Source organism: Streptomyces bottropensis ATCC 25435, assembly GCF_000383595.1.
In the GTDB taxonomy this organism is placed as follows: Bacteria; Actinomycetota; Actinomycetes; order Streptomycetales; family Streptomycetaceae; genus Streptomyces; species Streptomyces bottropensis.
On sequence record NZ_KB911581.1, the window covers coordinates 6,753,926 to 6,770,099 of the forward strand.

At 72.2% G+C, this 16,174-nt stretch carries 17 protein-coding genes; 11 read left to right on the forward strand and 6 right to left on the reverse strand.

Annotated elements, in window-relative coordinates:
• Positions 1 to 89 precede the first annotated feature (89 nt).
• Positions 90 to 1,079 carry a helix-turn-helix transcriptional regulator gene (locus tag STRBO_RS0130095; protein ID WP_005478384.1) on the forward strand — a complete coding sequence of 330 codons (990 nt, stop codon included), beginning with the start codon at positions 90 to 92 and terminating at the stop codon, positions 1,077 to 1,079.
• Positions 1,080 to 1,163: 84 nt separating this feature from the next.
• Positions 1,164 to 1,688 (forward strand): DUF4240 domain-containing protein, encoded by a 525-nt coding sequence (locus STRBO_RS0130100; protein ID WP_020115285.1) that lies wholly within the window; start codon positions 1,164 to 1,166, stop codon positions 1,686 to 1,688.
• 30 nt (positions 1,689 to 1,718) lie between these two features.
• On the opposite strand, the gene STRBO_RS0130105 is transcribed toward STRBO_RS0130100, so the two are convergent.
• Together STRBO_RS0130105 and STRBO_RS0130110 are read right to left on the reverse strand one after the other, a co-directional pair.
• A complete protein-coding gene (locus STRBO_RS0130105) occupies positions 1,719 to 2,018 on the reverse strand; it encodes a hypothetical protein (protein WP_005478387.1) in 300 nt (99 codons plus the stop codon).
• Between the two features lie 103 nt (positions 2,019 to 2,121).
• Complete coding sequence (locus STRBO_RS0130110) at positions 2,122 to 2,865, reverse strand: peptidoglycan recognition protein family protein (RefSeq protein WP_005478389.1); 744 nt, start codon at positions 2,863 to 2,865, stop codon at positions 2,122 to 2,124.
• A 328-nt stretch (positions 2,866 to 3,193) separates the two neighbouring features.
• Between STRBO_RS0130110 and STRBO_RS0130115 the strand changes: the two genes are divergently transcribed.
• Positions 3,194 to 4,378 carry a MarP family serine protease gene (locus STRBO_RS0130115; protein ID WP_005478393.1) on the forward strand — a complete coding sequence of 395 codons (1,185 nt, stop codon included), beginning with the start codon at positions 3,194 to 3,196 and terminating at the stop codon, positions 4,376 to 4,378.
• Positions 4,379 to 4,453: 75 nt separating this feature from the next.
• Here STRBO_RS0130115 and STRBO_RS0130120 read toward each other — a convergent pair whose 3' ends face one another.
• Positions 4,454 to 4,951, reverse strand: coding sequence for a GNAT family N-acetyltransferase (locus STRBO_RS0130120; protein ID WP_005478395.1), 498 nt, complete (start codon positions 4,949 to 4,951; stop codon positions 4,454 to 4,456).
• An 84-nt stretch (positions 4,952 to 5,035) separates the two neighbouring features.
• On the opposite strand from STRBO_RS0130120, the gene STRBO_RS0130125 reads away from it, so the two are divergent.
• Both STRBO_RS0130125 and STRBO_RS0130130 read left to right on the forward strand, forming a co-directional pair.
• Positions 5,036 to 5,956, forward strand: coding sequence for a TIGR01777 family oxidoreductase (locus STRBO_RS0130125; protein WP_005478397.1), 921 nt, complete (start codon positions 5,036 to 5,038; stop codon positions 5,954 to 5,956).
• A gap of 571 nt (positions 5,957 to 6,527) precedes the next feature.
• Complete coding sequence (locus tag STRBO_RS0130130) at positions 6,528 to 7,925, forward strand: NAD(P)/FAD-dependent oxidoreductase (RefSeq protein ID WP_005478399.1); 1,398 nt, start codon at positions 6,528 to 6,530, stop codon at positions 7,923 to 7,925.
• Between the two features lie 113 nt (positions 7,926 to 8,038).
• Here the strand turns inward: STRBO_RS0130130 and STRBO_RS0130135 are convergent, their stop codons facing one another.
• The gene (locus STRBO_RS0130135) at positions 8,039 to 9,478 is read right to left on the reverse strand and encodes an NsdA family TPR-like regulatory protein (protein ID WP_005478400.1); all 1,440 of its coding nucleotides are present in this window, start codon (positions 9,476 to 9,478) and stop codon (positions 8,039 to 8,041) included.
• A 403-nt stretch (positions 9,479 to 9,881) separates the two neighbouring features.
• On the opposite strand from STRBO_RS0130135, the gene lipB reads away from it, so the two are divergent.
• From lipB to STRBO_RS0130155, 4 genes are all read left to right on the forward strand, one after another.
• Positions 9,882 to 10,673, forward strand: coding sequence for a lipoyl(octanoyl) transferase LipB (gene lipB / locus STRBO_RS0130140; protein ID WP_063743183.1), 792 nt, complete (start codon positions 9,882 to 9,884; stop codon positions 10,671 to 10,673).
• A 168-nt stretch (positions 10,674 to 10,841) separates the two neighbouring features.
• Positions 10,842 to 11,807 carry a lipoyl synthase gene (lipA, locus tag STRBO_RS0130145; RefSeq protein ID WP_005478403.1) on the forward strand — a complete coding sequence of 322 codons (966 nt, stop codon included), beginning with the start codon at positions 10,842 to 10,844 and terminating at the stop codon, positions 11,805 to 11,807.
• Between the two features lie 293 nt (positions 11,808 to 12,100).
• On the forward strand, positions 12,101 to 12,304 hold the full coding sequence (locus STRBO_RS0130150; protein WP_005478404.1) for an SCO2195 family GlnR-regulated protein: 204 nt from the start codon (positions 12,101 to 12,103) through the stop codon (positions 12,302 to 12,304).
• A 162-nt stretch (positions 12,305 to 12,466) separates the two neighbouring features.
• Complete coding sequence (locus STRBO_RS0130155; protein WP_005478405.1) at positions 12,467 to 13,168, forward strand: DUF4191 domain-containing protein; 702 nt, start codon at positions 12,467 to 12,469, stop codon at positions 13,166 to 13,168.
• A 119-nt stretch (positions 13,169 to 13,287) separates the two neighbouring features.
• On the opposite strand, the gene STRBO_RS0130160 is transcribed toward STRBO_RS0130155, so the two are convergent.
• Positions 13,288 to 13,755, reverse strand: coding sequence for an RDD family protein (locus STRBO_RS0130160; protein WP_005478406.1), 468 nt, complete (start codon positions 13,753 to 13,755; stop codon positions 13,288 to 13,290).
• A 198-nt stretch (positions 13,756 to 13,953) separates the two neighbouring features.
• Here STRBO_RS0130160 and glnA point away from each other — a divergent pair, with 198 nt between their 5' ends.
• Positions 13,954 to 15,363 (forward strand): type I glutamate--ammonia ligase, encoded by a 1,410-nt coding sequence (glnA, locus tag STRBO_RS0130165; RefSeq protein ID WP_005478407.1) that lies wholly within the window; start codon positions 13,954 to 13,956, stop codon positions 15,361 to 15,363.
• A gap of 147 nt (positions 15,364 to 15,510) precedes the next feature.
• Positions 15,511 to 15,768 (forward strand): SCO2583/SCO2584 N-terminal domain-containing protein, encoded by a 258-nt coding sequence (locus STRBO_RS0130170; RefSeq protein WP_005478408.1) that lies wholly within the window; start codon positions 15,511 to 15,513, stop codon positions 15,766 to 15,768.
• Between the two features lie 39 nt (positions 15,769 to 15,807).
• Here STRBO_RS0130170 and STRBO_RS0130175 read toward each other — a convergent pair whose 3' ends face one another.
• Positions 15,808 to 16,101, reverse strand: coding sequence for a hypothetical protein (locus tag STRBO_RS0130175; protein ID WP_005478409.1), 294 nt, complete (start codon positions 16,099 to 16,101; stop codon positions 15,808 to 15,810).
• Positions 16,102 to 16,174 lie beyond the last annotated feature (73 nt).

Consider the following 16,174-nt stretch of genomic DNA (forward strand, 5'->3'; position numbering starts at 1 on the left):
CGCGCCCCTGAAGAACTGGGGCTGCGCCCACTGCTTCTCAGGGGCGCCCCCGGATCCCCGGGCCCCCACGCGCCCGGCATCATGAAGGCATGCGTGCTGCTCGGCTGATCAAGATGGTGCTGCTTCTCCAGTCCCGGCCCTCCATGACCGCCGCCGAACTCGCCCGTGAACTGGAGGTGTCCGAGCGGACCGTCACCCGGGACGCCCAGGCGCTGTCGGAAGCGGGGGTGCCGGTCTACGCGGACCGGGGGCGGGCCGGTGGGTACCGGCTGATCGGCGGGTACCGCACGCGGCTCACGGGCCTGGCCCGCGGTGAGGCCGAGGCGTTGTTCCTCAGCGGTGTGCCGGGGGCGCTGCGGGAGATGGGGCTGGAGGACGCGGCCTCCGCGGCCCGGCTGAAGGTCTCGGCCGCACTGCTGCCCTCCCTGCGCGATGCCTCCCGTACGGCGTCCCAGCGGTTCCACCTCGACGCGCCGAGCTGGTTCCAGGAGCCGAGGACCCCTGAGCTGCTGCCCGCGGTGGCGGACGCCGTGTGGGACGACCGCAGGATCGTCGCGCGCTATCGCAGGGGTGACACCGAGGTCGAGCGCGCGCTGGAACCGTACGGCCTCGTCCTCAAGGCCGGTGTCTGGTACCTGTGCGCCCATGTCCCCCTCACCGGCGGCGGCACCGGCTCCTTCCGGACCTATCGCATCGAGCGTTTTCTCTCCGTCGAGGACGGCGGCGACCGCTTCGCCCGCGACGAGGAGTTCGACCTGCCGGCCTACTGGGACGCGCAGGCGGAACGGTTCGCCCGGTCGATCCTGCACACCGAGGTCGTCGTGCGGCTCTCGGCGGAGGGCGTGCGCAGACTGCCGTACGTCGTGGATCCCGTCTCCGCCCGGGACGCGCTGACGGCGGCCGGGGCGCCGGACGAACACGACCGGACCACCCTCACGCTCCGGGTCGAGTCGGAGGAGGTGGCGCACACGCAGCTCACGGCGCTGGGGGCGCAGGCCGAGGTGCTGGCGCCCGCGGGCCTGCGGGAGCGCTTCGCGGGCGACGCGCGCCGGCTCGCCGAGCTGTACGCGACCCCGTGAGGCCCTGCGGACACCGTGGCGGACATAACAATCCGCCGTTCTCCACGTGCGTCGCACCCGCCCAGGCACGATGCTGGACCCGTGATGGACGAGACGGAGTTCTGGGAGCTGGTGGACACGGCCCGCGAGGATGCCGAGGGCGACCCCGAGGACCAGGCCGACCTGCTCGTGGAACGGCTCGGCCGGCTGGACCCGGAGGCGGTGCTGGACTTCGCCCGGCACTTCGAGTCCCGCTACAACCGCGCCTACACCTGGGACCTTTGGGGCGCCGCGTGGGTGCTGCTCGACGGTGCCAGTGACGACGCGTTCGACTTCTTCCGGTGCTGGCTGATCGGTCAGGGCCGGGAGGTCTTCGAGGGCGCGGTCCACGACCCCGACTCGCTCGCCGGTCTGCTGGACGACTTCGACGACGAGATCGACGGGGACGGTGAGGAGCTGGGCTACGCCGCGGACGAGGCGTACGAGCAGCTCACCGGTGTGGTCGCCCCGGACCTCGGTATCCCGCCCCCGCCCCGCGAACCGGAGGGCACCCCGCTCGACTTCGAGGACGAGACGGCGCTCGCGGAGCGCTACCCGAAGCTCTGGGAGCGTTTCCGGGGCGAGGGCTGAGCCGGGCCGGTTCCGGCGGGGCGGGGTCTCTCAGGCCCGCGAGCCACGACCCGGCGTGCGCGGCAGGTAGGCGTACTGCTCGGTGGTGGAGGGCTGGGCGTGGTGGCGTCGTTCCTGCCCCGGGGCGGGGTGCCCGGGGGCGTGGGCCCCGTGCAGGGGCGCGGCGTTGGCGCGGTCCAGCGCGGACGCGGTGACGGCGGACGGGCCGAGCACGACGACGGCGGTCGCGCAGGCCACCGTCCAGGGGCTCCGCAGGGTCGAGGACCAGGACCTCCGCCGGTCGCGGGACGCGTCGTTCTTCGTACGGCTGCCGAGCATCTTCCCCACCACTTTCCCCATCTCCGGTCGGCGTGACATCACGAAGGTAGGGCGCGGATCTTGGAGTGGTCTGTGAGGCCCCGGCACGCTGTCTGTGAACCTGATGAGATCCGGGTCAGCGCCGGCCCTGCAGGCGGGCCGCCAGCTCCCTGATCGCGGGCAGGCGTTCCGCGAGGGCCGCGCCCGGACAGCTGGTCATGTAGCCGTCGCTGTGGCCCGCGAGGGTGGGCAGCAGGACGGTGGTGCCGGAGGCGTAGCGGCTGAGGCTGTTGCTGGAGGTGAGCCGGACGCTGCCGCGCGGGTCGGTGTCGGAGAGGCCGAGTTTCCAGGCGGCGAGGGCGGCGATCGCGTCGGTCATGGCCTGCGGGACCGGGACGCCGGCGGTGAAGGTGCCGAGGGCGGCGATGCCGGTGGTGCGGTGGTTGAAGCCCTGGGTGTGGGCGCCGGTGACGGCACGGTCGATACCGCCCGCGCGGCCCTCGTAGATGGTGCCGCAGCGGTCGACGAGGAAGTTGTAGCCGATGTCGTCCCAGTCCTTGGCGCCGGTCTGGCCGGCGTAGAGGTAGCGGATGATGCGGGGCGCGTCGGCGCAGTCGTAGCCGTTGGGCGAGTCCGTGTGGTGGATGAAGACGGCGGCGACCTCGTCGTCGTAGCGGGCGGGTGGCTGGCTGGGCGCGTCCTTCTCCAGCCAGCGGGTCCTCGGCACGATGGGCGGCCGGGGTGCCTGGTGCGGCAGCGCGGGCCGGGCCGCGGCGGGCCGGGCCGGGCGTTGCCCCGTACGGTCCACGCCGAACACCAGCATGACCAGCGCGAGGACGGCCGCCAGGCCGGGCAGGGAGGCCAGCAGCAGCAGGAGCACCCGCCGGGGCGGATCCGCACGCTCCCACGCCAGGCGCACGCGGTCACGCGACCGGCGCAGGTGCCGCCGTATTCGCGCCCCCCGCGACCTCCGGAACACACGCATGTCCCCAGAGTCACCCGGATGCGCCCCCGCCGCGATGTGGGGTGGGCCACCCGGTGGAAGCGGAAGGAACCAACGTCGTGGTCCGGGGCGTTTTCACTGTTCCAGGGCGGATGTGGCGCGGTGGTGGCCGGTTCGCGCGGACCGGCGGGGTGCCGCGGGGGCGCAGCTGATCACTGCGGCCGCCGCGCGCGTACTACAGGGTCCCTAGAGAGAGGCGGCTGGAGTGGACGTGCTCGACATCCTGCTGATGCTGGTGATCCTGGCCTACGCGGCGTCGGGTTACCGTCGCGGCCTGGTGGCGGGATGTGTGTCCCTCGCCGGTTTCGTGGGCGGTGCGGCGACCGGCGTCTGGGTGCTGCCCTGGATGATGGAGCTGGTGGAGGCGGGCACGCCCACGGCGACGGTCACGGCGGTGCTGACCGTCCTGGTGCCGGGGGTGATCGGGCACGAGCTGGCGGGCAGGCTGGCGCTGCGGCTGCGCCGGGAGATCGACCGCAGCCCGCTGCGGGTGGCCGACGGCATCGGCGGGGCGGCGGCCAACACCCTCGCCGTGCTCATCGTGGCGTGGGTGGCCGCGAGCGTCCTCGGGGCGTCCTCGTCGGCGGTGGTGACCAACTCGATCCGGAACTCGGCGCTGCTGGGCGCCGTGCAGAACACCATGCCGGACACCACCCCGGCCTGGTTCTCGGACGCCACCTCGGCGCTCACCGAGGCGGGCTTCCCGCAGGTCTTCAACCCGTTCGAGAACGAGGCGACAGCCGAGGTCGCCAAGCCCTCGGGCGACAGCGTCACCGCGGCCGCGACCGGCGCCGCCAAGCGGAGCACCGTGAAGATCGAGGGCGTCGCGGGCACCCAGGGCCGCGAGGGCAGCGGCTTCGTGTACGCCGGTGAGCATGTGATGACCAACGCCCATGTGGTGGCGGGCATCGACGACCCGAGCGTGCGCGTGGGCGGCGTGGGCAGGGCGTACGAGGCGAAGGTCGTGCTCTTCGACTCCGACAAGGACGTGGCGGTCCTCTACGTCCCGGGGCTCAAGGCCCCGCTGCTGCGCTTCGACGACAGCGCCGAGCGCGGGGACGCGTCGGTCGTGGCCGGTTATCCGGAGGACGGCGGCCTGGACCTCCAGGCGGCCACGGTCGCCAGCCGGATCGACGCGACCGGCCGGAACATCTACAACACCGACTCGGTGACCCGCGACATCTACTCCATCCGCTCCACCGTCCGCCCCGGCAACTCCGGCGGGCCCCTCCTCACCACCGACGGCCGGGTCTTCGGCGTCGTCTTCGCCCGCTCCACCTCGGACGCCGAGACGGGTTACGTCCTCACGGTCGACGAGGTCCTCCCGGACGCGAAGCGCGCGGCGAACGCGACGACCCCGGTGGACACGGGTGACCTGGTGACCTCATGACCCGATGGCCGGGCGACCTGGTGAGGTGAGGGCCGGGCGACCTGGTGAGGTGAGGGCCGGTGACGGGCGGTCGGGTCAGAGCCGACGGCCCATCAGCACGTCGTCCACGTACGCCCCGTCGAGCAGGAACTCCTCCGGCAGGATCCCCTCCACCACGAAGCCCTCGGACTCGTAGAGCCTCCTGGCCGCGGTGTTGTGGCCGAGGACCCGCAGGGTCAGCCGGCGGGCGCCGCGGCGGCGTGCCTCGTCCTGGACGGCGCGCAGCAGCGCCCGTGCGACGCCCGCCCCGCGCGCCCGGTCGGCGACGGCGAGGCCCTGGATCTGACGGACGTGCGTGTGGCAGGCGAGGCCGGAGGACAGGGCGAGGCGGACGTACCCGACGACGGTGCCGCCGAGTTCGGCGACCAGGTGGTCCCGGGGGCCGTAGCGCTCGCTGAAGAACGGCGCGTACGGCTGGGTGGGGCGTTCCTGGACGGAGTGCAGCGTGGACCAGGTGTCGCGGTCGAGTCGGCCGAGCGTGTCCTCGTCCTCCGAGGTGGCGAGGCGTATGTGCGGTGCGGGCATGGCGGCCACTGTACGACGGCCGCACCGGCGAATCGCCGCCGGATCGTGCACCCCGGACCCGCCGTCCCGCCGTGCGACGGGCAGGATGGAGACATGACCGTCGAATCGCCCGTTCCGCCCGGTTCTCGTATCGCGATCGCCGGTGCGTCCGGCCTGATCGGTTCCGCGCTGGCCCGCTCGCTCACCGAGGACGGTCACGAGGTGCTCCGGCTCGTGCGGCGGGCGCCCCGGGCGCCGGGTGAGGTGCGCTGGGACCCGGAGGCGGGGCGGGTCGACACGGCCGGCCTCGCGGGGTGCGCGGCCGTCGTCAACCTCGCCGGCGCGGGGGTCGCCTCCCGCCGCTGGACGGACGCGTACAAGGCGACGATCCGCAGGAGCCGGGTGCTCGGCACCAGGACGCTCGCCGAGGCCGCCGCCTCCCTCGACACCCCGCCGAACGTGTTGGTCAACGGCAGCGCCGTCGGCTTCTACGGCTTCACGGGCGACCGGGTCGTGGACGAGTCGGCGGAGCCGGGCTCGGAGTTCCTGTCCGGGCTGTGCGTGGAGTGGGAGGGGGCGACCGAGGCGGCGCGGGAGGCCGGGATCCGTACCGCGTTCGCCCGTACGGGGCTGGTGGTGGCGCGGGGCGGGGGCGCCTGGGGTCCGCTGTTCCCGCTGTTCAAGGCCGGGTTGGGCGGGCGGATGGGCGACGGCCGCCAGTACTGGAGCTTCATCTCCCTGCACGACGAGGTCGCGGCGCTGCGGCATCTGCTGTTCACGCCGTCGCTGTCGGGTCCGTTCAACCTGACCGCGCCGGCCCCGCGCACCAACCGTGAGATCACCGCTGCGATGGGCCGGGTGCTGCGCCGGCCCACCCTGTTCACGGTGCCCGCGCCGGCGCTGCGGCTCGCGCTCGGCGAGGTCGCGGGCGACGTGCTCGGCAGTACGCGGGCCGTTCCGACGCGGTTGCTGGAGTCGGGGTTCACGTTCACGTATCCGGAGATCGACGACGCGATCCGAGCTGCGCTCGGCTGAGGGGGCGGGTGCGTCGTCGGTGCGGGTGCGGTGTCGGGCGCGGGCCCGGTGGGGCTTCTCGCGCAGTTCCCCGCGCCCCTGAGAAGCAGGGGCTGCGCCCACTGCTTTTCACCCGGCGCAGCCGTCGCTCCTCACCCCGCGCAGCCGTCGCTTTTCGGCCCGCACAGACGTCGCTTCCCGGGCCAGCCGCCGCCTTCACCCCCACAGCCGTCGCCTTTCGGCCCACGAGGCCATCGCTTCTCACCCCGCGCAGCCGTCGCCTTTCGGCCCAGGAGGCCGGTCGCCTCTCAGGGTTGCGACGGCCCGACCCGGGTCTTTTCAGGCCCGCAAGGGCCTGGGCATTCAGGGGCGCGGGGAACCGCGCGAGAAGCCCCACCCGGCCCGCGGCCGCCCGACAACCGCCACCCCCCGAACGCCCGGCGCACACTCGCCCCGTCCATGCCCCCGTGCGAGGCCACACGCTCCTTCCCCGGTACCGGCGCCCGCCTTCACTCTCATGCCGAACTCAGGTATTTCAGAAGGATGTTGGGGGCATAACGTCCCCGCAGCCGCGCGACCTCGGGAGGGGCACGTGCTTGAGTCGGTGCACCAGTCGGCGTTCCCGGCGGACACGGAGGACGTGGACGTCATCGTGGTAGGAGCCGGTGTGGCCGGCCTCGCCGCAGCCGCACATCTGACCAGGGCGGGGCTGAGGACCACCGTCCTGGAGGCCGCCCCCGCCGTCGGCGGCCGCATGTCCACCGAGAAGATCGACGGCTTCCGCCTGGACCGGACGACGCGGCTGCTCTCCACGTCGTACCCGGAACTGCGCCGTACGCCCGGCCTGGACCGGCTCCCCCTGCGTGCGTTCGCCCCCGGCATCCTGCTGCACGCCGACGGCCGTCATCAGCGCGCCGGCGCCGCCCCGGTCCTGCGGAGCGCGAGGGGCGCACTCACGGCTGCGCGCGCCCTGGCAAGCGCCCCCAGGCTCCCCCGAAACCAGGGGCGTTCCCCGGCCCGTTCCTCGGGCACGCGGCCCGGTCGGCTGGGCGCTCCCGCCGACCAGTCCCGGCTGGCCATGGCCCTGGCCCGGCTCGCCGCGACCGCGCCCGAGCGGCTCCTCACCCGGGTGGAGGTACCGGCCGCCCAGGCACTGACGGCCCGGGGTTTCCCGCCCCGGACGATCGACGGCTTCGTACGCCCCCTGCTGGCCGCCCTGCTCGCCGACCCGGCGCTGGAGACCTCCAGCCGCTGTGCCGACCTGGCGCTGCACACCTTCGCGACGGGCCGGCTGTGCATCCCGGAGGGCGGCGCCGACACGCTTCCGGAGCTGCTCGCGGCCGCGCTGCCGCCGGGCTCGGTCCGCACGGGGGTCCAGGTCACCGCGATCAGCACGACCTCGGTGACCACGGCCCACCACGGTGAACTCACCTGCCGTGCCGTGGTGCTGGCCACCGACGCCCGGTCCGCCGCCGAACTGCTGCCCGGCCTGCGGGTGCCGAGGTTCCACCCGGTGACGGTTCTGCACCACGCCACCGACGAGCCCCCGTTGACCGAACCGGCGCTGCTCCTCGACGCCGACCGCAGCGGGCCCGTCTCGCACACGGCGGTCGTCAGCCAGGTCGACCCGAGCCGGGCGCCGGCCGGCCGCGCGCTGATCACCTCCACGGTCCTCGGCACTCCTCCGGACCCCGCGCACCTCGACGCCACGGTCCGCGCCCAACTGGCCCGCCTCTACCGGACGTCCACGACCCGCTGGGAGCTCCTCGCCGCGCACCACGTCCCCGAGGCGGTCCCCGCGATGCCCGCCCCGCACGACCTGCGCCGTCCGGTGCGCCTCCTGGCGGGCCTCTACGTCTGCGGCGACCACCGCGACACCAGCACCGTCCAGGGCGCCCTGCACTCCGCCCGACGGGCCGCACACGCCGTCCTGACCGACCTGGACATCCGCCCGTTGCTCTCCGCGGAGCCGCTGGAGACGGCCGCGTGAGGCTCCCCGGGAGACGTCTCAGGGGCGCCCGGCGCCGTGCCGGGCGCCCCTGAGACGGGTACTACGGGTACTACGGGTACTACGGGTCCTACGGGTCCTACGGGGTCGCGCGCCTACCCCAGCGCCGCCACCTTGTCCCGGTACCCCCGCACCGGGGCCGCGTCGCGGTAGGGCTCCAGGCGGCGTTCGAAGTCGCGGACGTACTCCACGGCCCGTACGGACCGCATCTCGGAGGCCTGCCCGGCGGCCTCCGCGCCCAACTGGCAGGCCTGGTCGAGCTCTCCGAGGCCCAGGCGGGCGGAGGCGAGGACGACGCGGCAGAAGAGGCGGCTGCGGGCGTAGGCCGGTGCCCGCAGCTGCAGGGAGCGCTCGGCGTGCTGGGCGGCTGCCCGGTACTGCTGGAGGTCACGGTGGCTGTGCCCGAACTCGTCGGCGAGCTGGGCCTCGTCGAAGAACCGCGCCCAGTACGGGACCTCGTCCCCGGGGCGGGCCGTCTCCAGGGCGCGTTCGGCCCGGACCAGCGCGGCGGTGGAGGCCCGCACCTCGCCGAGCACCGCGTGCCCCCGCGCCTCGACGGAGTGCAGCAGCGACTGCACCACCGGCGGCACGGCCGACCCGACGCCCTGCTGGGCGACGCGGGCGAGCTGCACGGCCTCGCGCCCATGCCCCAGATAGACCGCCTGACGGCTCATCGTGACGAGCACGTACGCCCCGTACGCCCGGTCCCCCGCCGCCTGCGCCAGCCTCAGCGCCTGCACGAAGTACCGCTGCGCGAGTCCGTGGGCGCCGATGTCGTACGAGGTCCAGCCTGCCAGCCGGGTCAGGTCGGCGGCGGCCGCGAAGAGCCGCCGGCCGACCTGCTCGCCGTAGGCGCCGCGCAGCATCGGCTCGGCCTCGTGCTCCAGGTAGCGCACGAGGGCCTGGCGGGCGTGACCGCCGCCGTACGCGTCGTCGAGGGCGCGGAACAGCTCCCCCACCGAGCGGAGGGCGGCGATGTCCCCGCCGGTGACCTTCTGGCCGGGGCCGCGCTCGGTCTGACTGCGCTGCCGGGGCACGACCGGACGGCCCTGCGGGGGGACCCGGGTCGCGCCCGGGTCACCCCGGCCCACCCGGTCGTCGGCGCGGCCGATCAGCCAGTCCCGGCTGGGGACGACCAGCCCGGCGGGCGTGAACGCGATCTTGCGGAGTTCGGCGTGGCTGCCGGAGTCCTTGCGCCACAGGCCGCCGACGATGTCGATGGCCTCCTCGGGGGTCGCGGCGAACTCCAGGCCCGCGTAGACGGGGGCGCAGGCGTCCAGGCCGAGGTCCTGGGCGGTGAGCCGGCGGCCGAGGCGGCGGGTGAACACCTCGGCGATGAGTGCGGGTGTCGTCCCCCGGGGCTGCTGACCACGCAGCCAGCGGGTGACCGACGTCTTGTCGTATCTGAGGTCGAGGCCGTGTTCGAGACCGAGCTGGTCCACACGGCGCGCTAGTCCCGCGTTCGAGAACCCCGCTTCTGCGATGAGGGCGGCGAGCTGGCGGTTGGGGGTGCGCTGCGCGGGTCGTTCCGTCATCTGCGGTGCGGTCTCCTGCCTTCCGGGTGTCGGCGGGGTTTCCCGGATTGCCTGGTGAGAAGCCTTTTGCGGCCTTGTGAACGGCGCGAATGTAGCGGAGAGTAAGCGTCCGATCGCACACTTCCGCAACCATTCATCCGATCGTGTGAGGATTTACCGCACGGCTGACGTGGTCGGCCTCCGTCACGCGCCGGCTGGGCATCTCGTACGCCCGGCGGCCGGGGCGTACGACGAGCGTCGGGCTCCGCTTCCGCGCCCTGTACGACGATCTCCGGCGCCGGCGCCCCGGACCGCTCGAACACCGCCCGGCCGCGCGGTCGTACAGTGGCTTGGGCGCGTCACGCGCCTGACAGGGCTATCGCGGTCCCGCCGCCCGGTGGTACCGCCGAGGGAGGCGCTTGCCGTGAGTGGATTGCGGTTCGTCCGCATGGGGTTCGGCGCGGAGGCCGTCGAGTACCAGGAGGCGTGGGACGAGCAGCGCCGGGTGCACGCGGCGCGCTTCGCCGACGAGGTCCCCGACACCGTGCTGCTCCTGGAGCACCCGCCGGTCTACACGGCCGGCCGGCGCACGGCCGACAACGAGCGTCCCCTCGACGGCACCCCCGTCATCGACGTCGACCGCGGCGGCAAGATCACCTGGCACGGTCCGGGGCAGCTGGTGGGCTACCCGATCCAGAAGCTTCCCCGGCCGGTGGACGTGGTGGCCCACGTACGGCGCCTGGAGGATGCCCTGATCCGTACGTGCGCGGAGTTCGGGGTGGAGACCACGCGGGTCGAGGGCCGCAGCGGGGTGTGGGTGCTCGGCGATCCGGTCGAGCAGCGGCTCGGCGGGCTCTCGCTGGACCTCGACCCCCGGATGACCGACGACGAGTTCGATCCGCGGATGAACGGGCCGGAGTACGCGCCCTCCAACGCCGGGCAGCGGCGCGAGGACCGCAAGATCGCGGCGATCGGGATCCGGGTGGCGAAGGGGGTCACGATGCATGGCTTCGCGCTCAACGTGAACCCCGACAACAAGTGGTTCGACCGGATCATCCCGTGCGGGATCCGTGACGCGGGGGTCGCCTCCCTCGCGGGGGAACTGGGCCGGGACATCGGCATCGCGGAGGTCCTTCCCGTGGTCGAGCGGCATCTGCGGGACGTGCTGGAGAACGCGGAGTTGCAGCCGCGGGTGGTTCTGCGCACAGCGGTGTAGCGGCCGGGGTTCGCGGGCGAGCGCGGGCCCGCACCCGCAAGACGCACCCCCTCGCGGGGCCGGCGCGGGGAATGGCACCGCGAAGGTGAAGGTTGCCCACCCCGGAGAGCGAGAACCGTACGGGCGTACCCTGGGGGACGCCGAAGAATCGAAGCACAGGGAGCCGATGTGTCCGCAGTCGCACCCGACGGACGCAAGATGCTGCGCCTGGAGGTCCGGAACAGCCAGACCCCCATCGAGCGCAAGCCCGAGTGGATCAAGACCCGGGCGAAAATGGGCCCCGAGTACACGAAGATGCAGAGCCTCGTGAAGAGCGAGGGCCTGCACACGGTCTGCCAGGAGGCGGGCTGCCCCAACATCTACGAGTGCTGGGAGGACCGCGAGGCCACGTTCCTCATCGGCGGCGACCAGTGCACCCGCCGCTGCGACTTCTGCCAGATCGACACCGGCAAGCCCGAGGCGCTGGACCGCGACGAGCCCCGCCGTGTCGGCGAGTCCGTGGTCACCATGGACCTGAACTACGCCACCATCACCGGCGTCGCCCGCGACGACCTGGAGGACGGCGGCGCCTGGCTGTACGCCGAGACGGTCCGCCAGATCCACCGGCAGACCGCCGAGCGTGAGACCGGCCACACCAAGGTCGAGCTGCTCGCCCCCGACTTCAACGCCGTGCCGGAGCTGCTCCAGCAGGTCTTCGAGTCCCGCCCCGAGGTCTTCGCGCACAACGTCGAGACGGTCCCGAGGATCTTCAAGCGCATCCGCCCCGGTTTCCGCTACGAGCGCTCCCTGAAGGTCATCACCGAGGCCCGCGACTACGGTCTGGTCACGAAGTCGAACCTGATCCTCGGCATGGGCGAGACCCGCGAAGAGGTCAGCGAGGCGCTGAAGCAGCTGCACGACGCCGGCTGCGAGCTGGTGACCATCACCCAGTACCTGCGGCCGAGCGTCCGCCACCACCCCGTGGAGCGCTGGGTCAAGCCGCAGGAGTTCGTCGAGCTGAAGCAGGAGGCCGACGAGATCGGCTTCTCCGGCGTGATGTCCGGCCCGCTGGTCCGCTCCTCGTACCGCGCCGGCCGCCTGTACCAGATGGCCGTCGAGAAGCGGGGCTCGTACATCGCCTCGCAGGCCGTCTGACCCCTCCACCAGCCCCTCCGCCGACCACTCCGCCAAATGGCACGCAGTGCCATCAGGTCGTGTGAATCCCAGCACAAGAGGCTACTCGCCAGTAATGGCCGATTGACCGCGGTCCTGACCGTCCTCGCAGATGAGGGCCCTGTCAGGGCCGCGTCGAGGTTTGAGGGCCCCCCATCAAGGCTTCACCCTCGTTTGACCGGTCGGTCATGCCCTGGTAACACCAATGAGTGACCCTGGTTTCACACCCGGTACAGGGCCCTAGCCAGAGCAGCCATCCCGAGGGGGGACCTCCCATGCAGGCAGCACCCGTCCGCGCCACACCGATCCCGTCGTTCACCGATGCACTGCGTGCCGTCGAGTCGCTTCTGCTGAGCAGCGGCCAGCGCACCGCCCGTCGCAACGCCTGGACCTCCGTGCTGGAGGACCGCCGCCGCGCCAAGGACCGTGTCGAGGCCGAGCGCGTCCTGGAGGCGGCCGTCTCCTCGCGCACCTCGTAGTCGGATCCCTCCGCACGACCCCGCTCGTCGCACGACCCCGTCCGCAGCACGACCGCCGGCACCGCCGCCGCCCGGCGCCGCTTCCCCGGCGCAGCCGCCGGATCCCGGTCCCCACCGGCACCGCCGTCGTCCTCGCTTCCCCGGACACGTAGACTTCGTGCCATGGCGAGGAAGGAACCCGCAGCGGACGCTGCGAACCCCGGGCGACTCAAGCAGATCGCTCTCACGTACAAGATGACCCGCAGGGCCGACAAGAAGATCGGTCTTGTACTCGCGGCTGTCGGAATCATCACCTTCGGTGTCTTCCTCGCGATCGGTTTCTTGATCGGTCACCCCATCTATCTCGGCATTCTGGGCCTCCTGCTCGCTTTCCTCGCGACGGCGATCGTCTTCGGACGGCGGGCCGAGCGCGCGGCGTTCGGGCAGATGGAGGGCCAGCCCGGCGCGGCGGCCGCGGTGCTCGACAACGTGGGCCGTGGCTGGACCACGACCCCCGCGGTGGCGATGAACCGCAGCCAGGACGTGGTGCACCGGGCCGTGGGCAAGGCCGGCATCGTCCTGATCGCCGAGGGCAACCCGAACCGGGTCAAGAGCCTGCTGGCCGCCGAGAAGCGGAAGATGGCCCGCATCGTGGCGGACGTCCCGGTGCACGACCTGGTCGTGGGCACCGGCGAGGGCCAGACCGAGCTGAAGAAGCTCCGCACGACCATGCTCAAGCTGCCGCGCGTGCTCTCCGGCCCCCAGGTGACCGCCACCAACGACCGGCTGCGCGCGATGGGCGACCTGATGAGCAACATGCCGCTCCCCAAGGGTCCGATGCCCAAGGGCATGCGCATGCCGAGGGGCGGCCCGAAGGCCCGCTGACGGGGCCGTACCGACGCGACGAGACACGTACGACGATGGGGCGCCCGGATCACTCCGGGCGCCCCATCGCCGTACGCCTCGTACGAGCCCTCGTCCCAGCGCTAGATCCGCACCTCGCGCTAGATCCGCACCTCCACCGTGCGCGCCAGCCGGTCGTGCAGGCCGCGGCCGTCGCGGTCCCAGACCAGGGCCGGGATGGCGAGGCAGAGCAGGACCGTACGGACGAGCGCGCGCCACGGGTTGACGGTGCCGACGTCCTGGGCGACCACACGGAGGCCGAAGAGGCGCTTGCCCGGGGTGAAGCCGACCGTGCCCAGGGTGAGGGCGTGGAGCAGGAAGAAGATGAGCAGGGCCCAGTTGCTCGTGGCCTGGTCGTAGCCGTCGGTGATCAGGCCGTATGCGATCAAGAGGCACAGGCCCCAGTCGACGGCGAGGGCGCCGAGACGGCGGCCGGGGCGGGCGATGGAGCCGGGTCCCTCCTCCGGCAGACCGAGCTGTTCTCCCCTGTATCCGAAGTCGACCCCGGCGTCCTCCGCCGCGCTGCGGGGGCCGGAGAGCCACGATCCGAGTGCTTGCCTCTTGTCCACGCGTCCACCGTACTGCGAGCGTTTTGCCATACGGACAGGTGGGGTGCGGGGCGGGATGTCCGGTTAACTTGTGCGAAACAAATGGGTCACGTACGAGAAATCACCCGTCCCTAGTGTCGAGAACAGCGTGTGCCACCGCACTGGCAGCACGAACGAACTACCACCCCGGCAGGTGACGTCGGGAGTAGGAGGAGCTGGATGTTCCAGAACGCCGACGAGGCCAAGAAGTACATCGCGGACGAGGACGTCAAGTTCGTCGATGTCCGCTTCTGCGACCTGCCGGGTGTGATGCAGCACTTCACGATCCCGGCCGAGGCCTTCGACCCGGCCGAGGAGCTCGCGTTCGACGGCTCCTCGATCCGCGGCTTCCAGGCCATCCACGAGTCCGACATGGCGCTCCGCGCCGACCTGTCCACCGCGCGCGTCGACCCCTTCCGCCGCGACAAGACGGTCAACATCAACTTCTTCATCCACGACCCGATCACGGGCGAGCAGTACTCCCGTGACCCGCGCAACGTGGCGAAGAAGGCCGAGGCGTACCTCGCGTCCACCGGCATCGCCGACACCGCGTACTTCGGCCCCGAGGCCGAGTTCTACGTCTTCGACAGCGTGCGCTTCAAGACCTCGGAGAACGAGTCCTTCTACCACATCGACTCCGAGGCGGGCGCCTGGAACACCGGTGCGCTGGAGGACAACCGCGGTTACAAGGTCCGCTACAAGGGCGGTTACTTCCCGACCCCGCCGGTCGACCACTTCGCCGACCTGCGTGCCGAGATCTCCCTGGAGCTGGCCAAGTCCGGCCTCCAGGTCGAGCGCCAGCACCACGAGGTGGGCACCGCCGGCCAGGCCGAGATCAACTACAAGTTCAACACGCTGCTCGCCGCGGCCGACGACCTCCAGCTCTTCAAGTACATCGTGAAGAACGTGGCCTGGCGCAACGGCAAGACCGCGACCTTCATGCCGAAGCCGATCTTCGGTGACAACGGCTCGGGCATGCACGTCCACCAGTCGCTGTGGGCGGGCGGCTCGCCGCTCTTCTACGACGAGGCCGGGTACGCGGGTCTGTCGGACATGGCCCGCTACTACATCGGCGGCATCCTCAAGCACGCCCCGTCGCTGCTGGCCTTCACCAACCCGACGGTGAACTCGTACCACCGCCTGGTTCCGGGCTTCGAGGCCCCGGTCAACCTGGTCTACTCGCAGCGCAACCGCTCCGCCGCCATGCGTATCCCGATCACGGGTTCGAACCCGAAGGCGAAGCGCGTGGAGTTCCGCGCGCCCGACTCCTCCGGCAACCCGTACCTCGCCTTCTCGGCCCTGCTCCTCGCGGGCCTGGACGGCGTCAAGAACAAGATCGAGCCGGCCGAGCCGATCGACAAGGACCTCTACGAGCTGGCGCCCGAGGAGCACGCGGGCGTCCCGCAGGTCCCGACCTCGCTCCCGGCCGTCCTCGACTCGCTGGAGCGCGACCACGAGTTCCTTCTCCAGGGCGACGTCTTCACGCCGGACCTGATCGAGACGTGGATCGACTACAAGCGCACCAACGAGATCGCCCCGCTGCAGCTGCGTCCGCACCCGCACGAGTTCGAGCTGTACTTCGACGTGTGATCGAGCCCGTGAGCCCGCGCCGTAGGCGTGCGGTTCCGGTCGGCCGCTGAGTCGTGCGACGGCGCCCCCGTTCCCGCTTTTCGGGACGGGGGCGCCGTCGTATTGTTCTGCCACAACTGTTCGATGAATGACGGGGGAGGCACGGGGATGCCCGAACAGGACGACCAGGAGCGGGAGTTCGACATCAAGTGGGCGGACGGCGCCGAGCACAAGGAGCCCTCGGCCCGGGCCCGGATGCTCGCCGCCCGCTGGAAGGAGAACCCTCCCGCGCCCCAGCCCTTCCGCGCCGACCCCGGCCCGGCCGGACCGCGCCGGTCCTCGTGGGTGTCGACGCTGATCGTCTTCGGCTGCGTGGCGGGGCTCATCGCGCTGATCGGCTACATCAACTACCGGTCGTCGTACTGAGCGGGTGTGGTGGCGCGGCCGAGGCGAGCCCCGGCCGCGCTACCTGCCGCCCTTGTCGCGGTCCTGTCGACGGGTCGCGAGCGGCCGTTCGCGGCGGTAGCGGCGCTCCCACCTCGCCTGCTGGTCACGGCGATCGCGGTACGCGCGGTAGGAGCCGGGCTGGGCCGGGCCGCCGCCTGCCGGGGAGCCCGACGAGGAGGCCGCCGAACCTCCCCCTGTGCGGCCGTGGCGGACGTACAGGTAGAGCAGGGCGACGGCGGCCAGCCAGAGGACTTGGTTGGAGAAACCCATGACGACCAGAACCGCGGTCGCCGAGAGGATCAAGGTGCCCATGACGGGACTCCTCGGGGCGTGGCGTGGGTGATGACTGTGCGGGGAAGAGTAGCCCTGGCGCCGGGAAGTGATG

Excerpts from the sequence above, each read along its gene's own strand:
- STRBO_RS0130095 (WP_005478384.1), top strand. The coding sequence starts at position 90 with ATGCGTGCTGCTCGGCTGATCAAGATGGTGCTGCTTCTCCAGTCCCGG.
- STRBO_RS0130100 (WP_020115285.1), top strand. The coding sequence starts at position 1,164 with ATGGACGAGACGGAGTTCTGGGAGCTGGTGGACACGGCCCGCGAGGAT.
- STRBO_RS0130125 (WP_005478397.1), top strand. The coding sequence starts at position 5,036 with ATGACCGTCGAATCGCCCGTTCCGCCCGGTTCTCGTATCGCGATCGCC.
- STRBO_RS0130135 (WP_005478400.1), bottom strand. The coding sequence starts at position 9,478 with ATGACGGAACGACCCGCGCAGCGCACCCCCAACCGCCAGCTCGCCGCC.
- STRBO_RS0130150 (WP_005478404.1), top strand. The coding sequence starts at position 12,101 with ATGCAGGCAGCACCCGTCCGCGCCACACCGATCCCGTCGTTCACCGAT.
- STRBO_RS0130155 (WP_005478405.1), top strand. The coding sequence starts at position 12,467 with ATGGCGAGGAAGGAACCCGCAGCGGACGCTGCGAACCCCGGGCGACTC.
- glnA (WP_005478407.1), top strand. The coding sequence starts at position 13,954 with ATGTTCCAGAACGCCGACGAGGCCAAGAAGTACATCGCGGACGAGGAC.
- STRBO_RS0130170 (WP_005478408.1), top strand. The coding sequence starts at position 15,511 with ATGCCCGAACAGGACGACCAGGAGCGGGAGTTCGACATCAAGTGGGCG.
- STRBO_RS0130175 (WP_005478409.1), bottom strand. The coding sequence starts at position 16,101 with ATGGGCACCTTGATCCTCTCGGCGACCGCGGTTCTGGTCGTCATGGGT.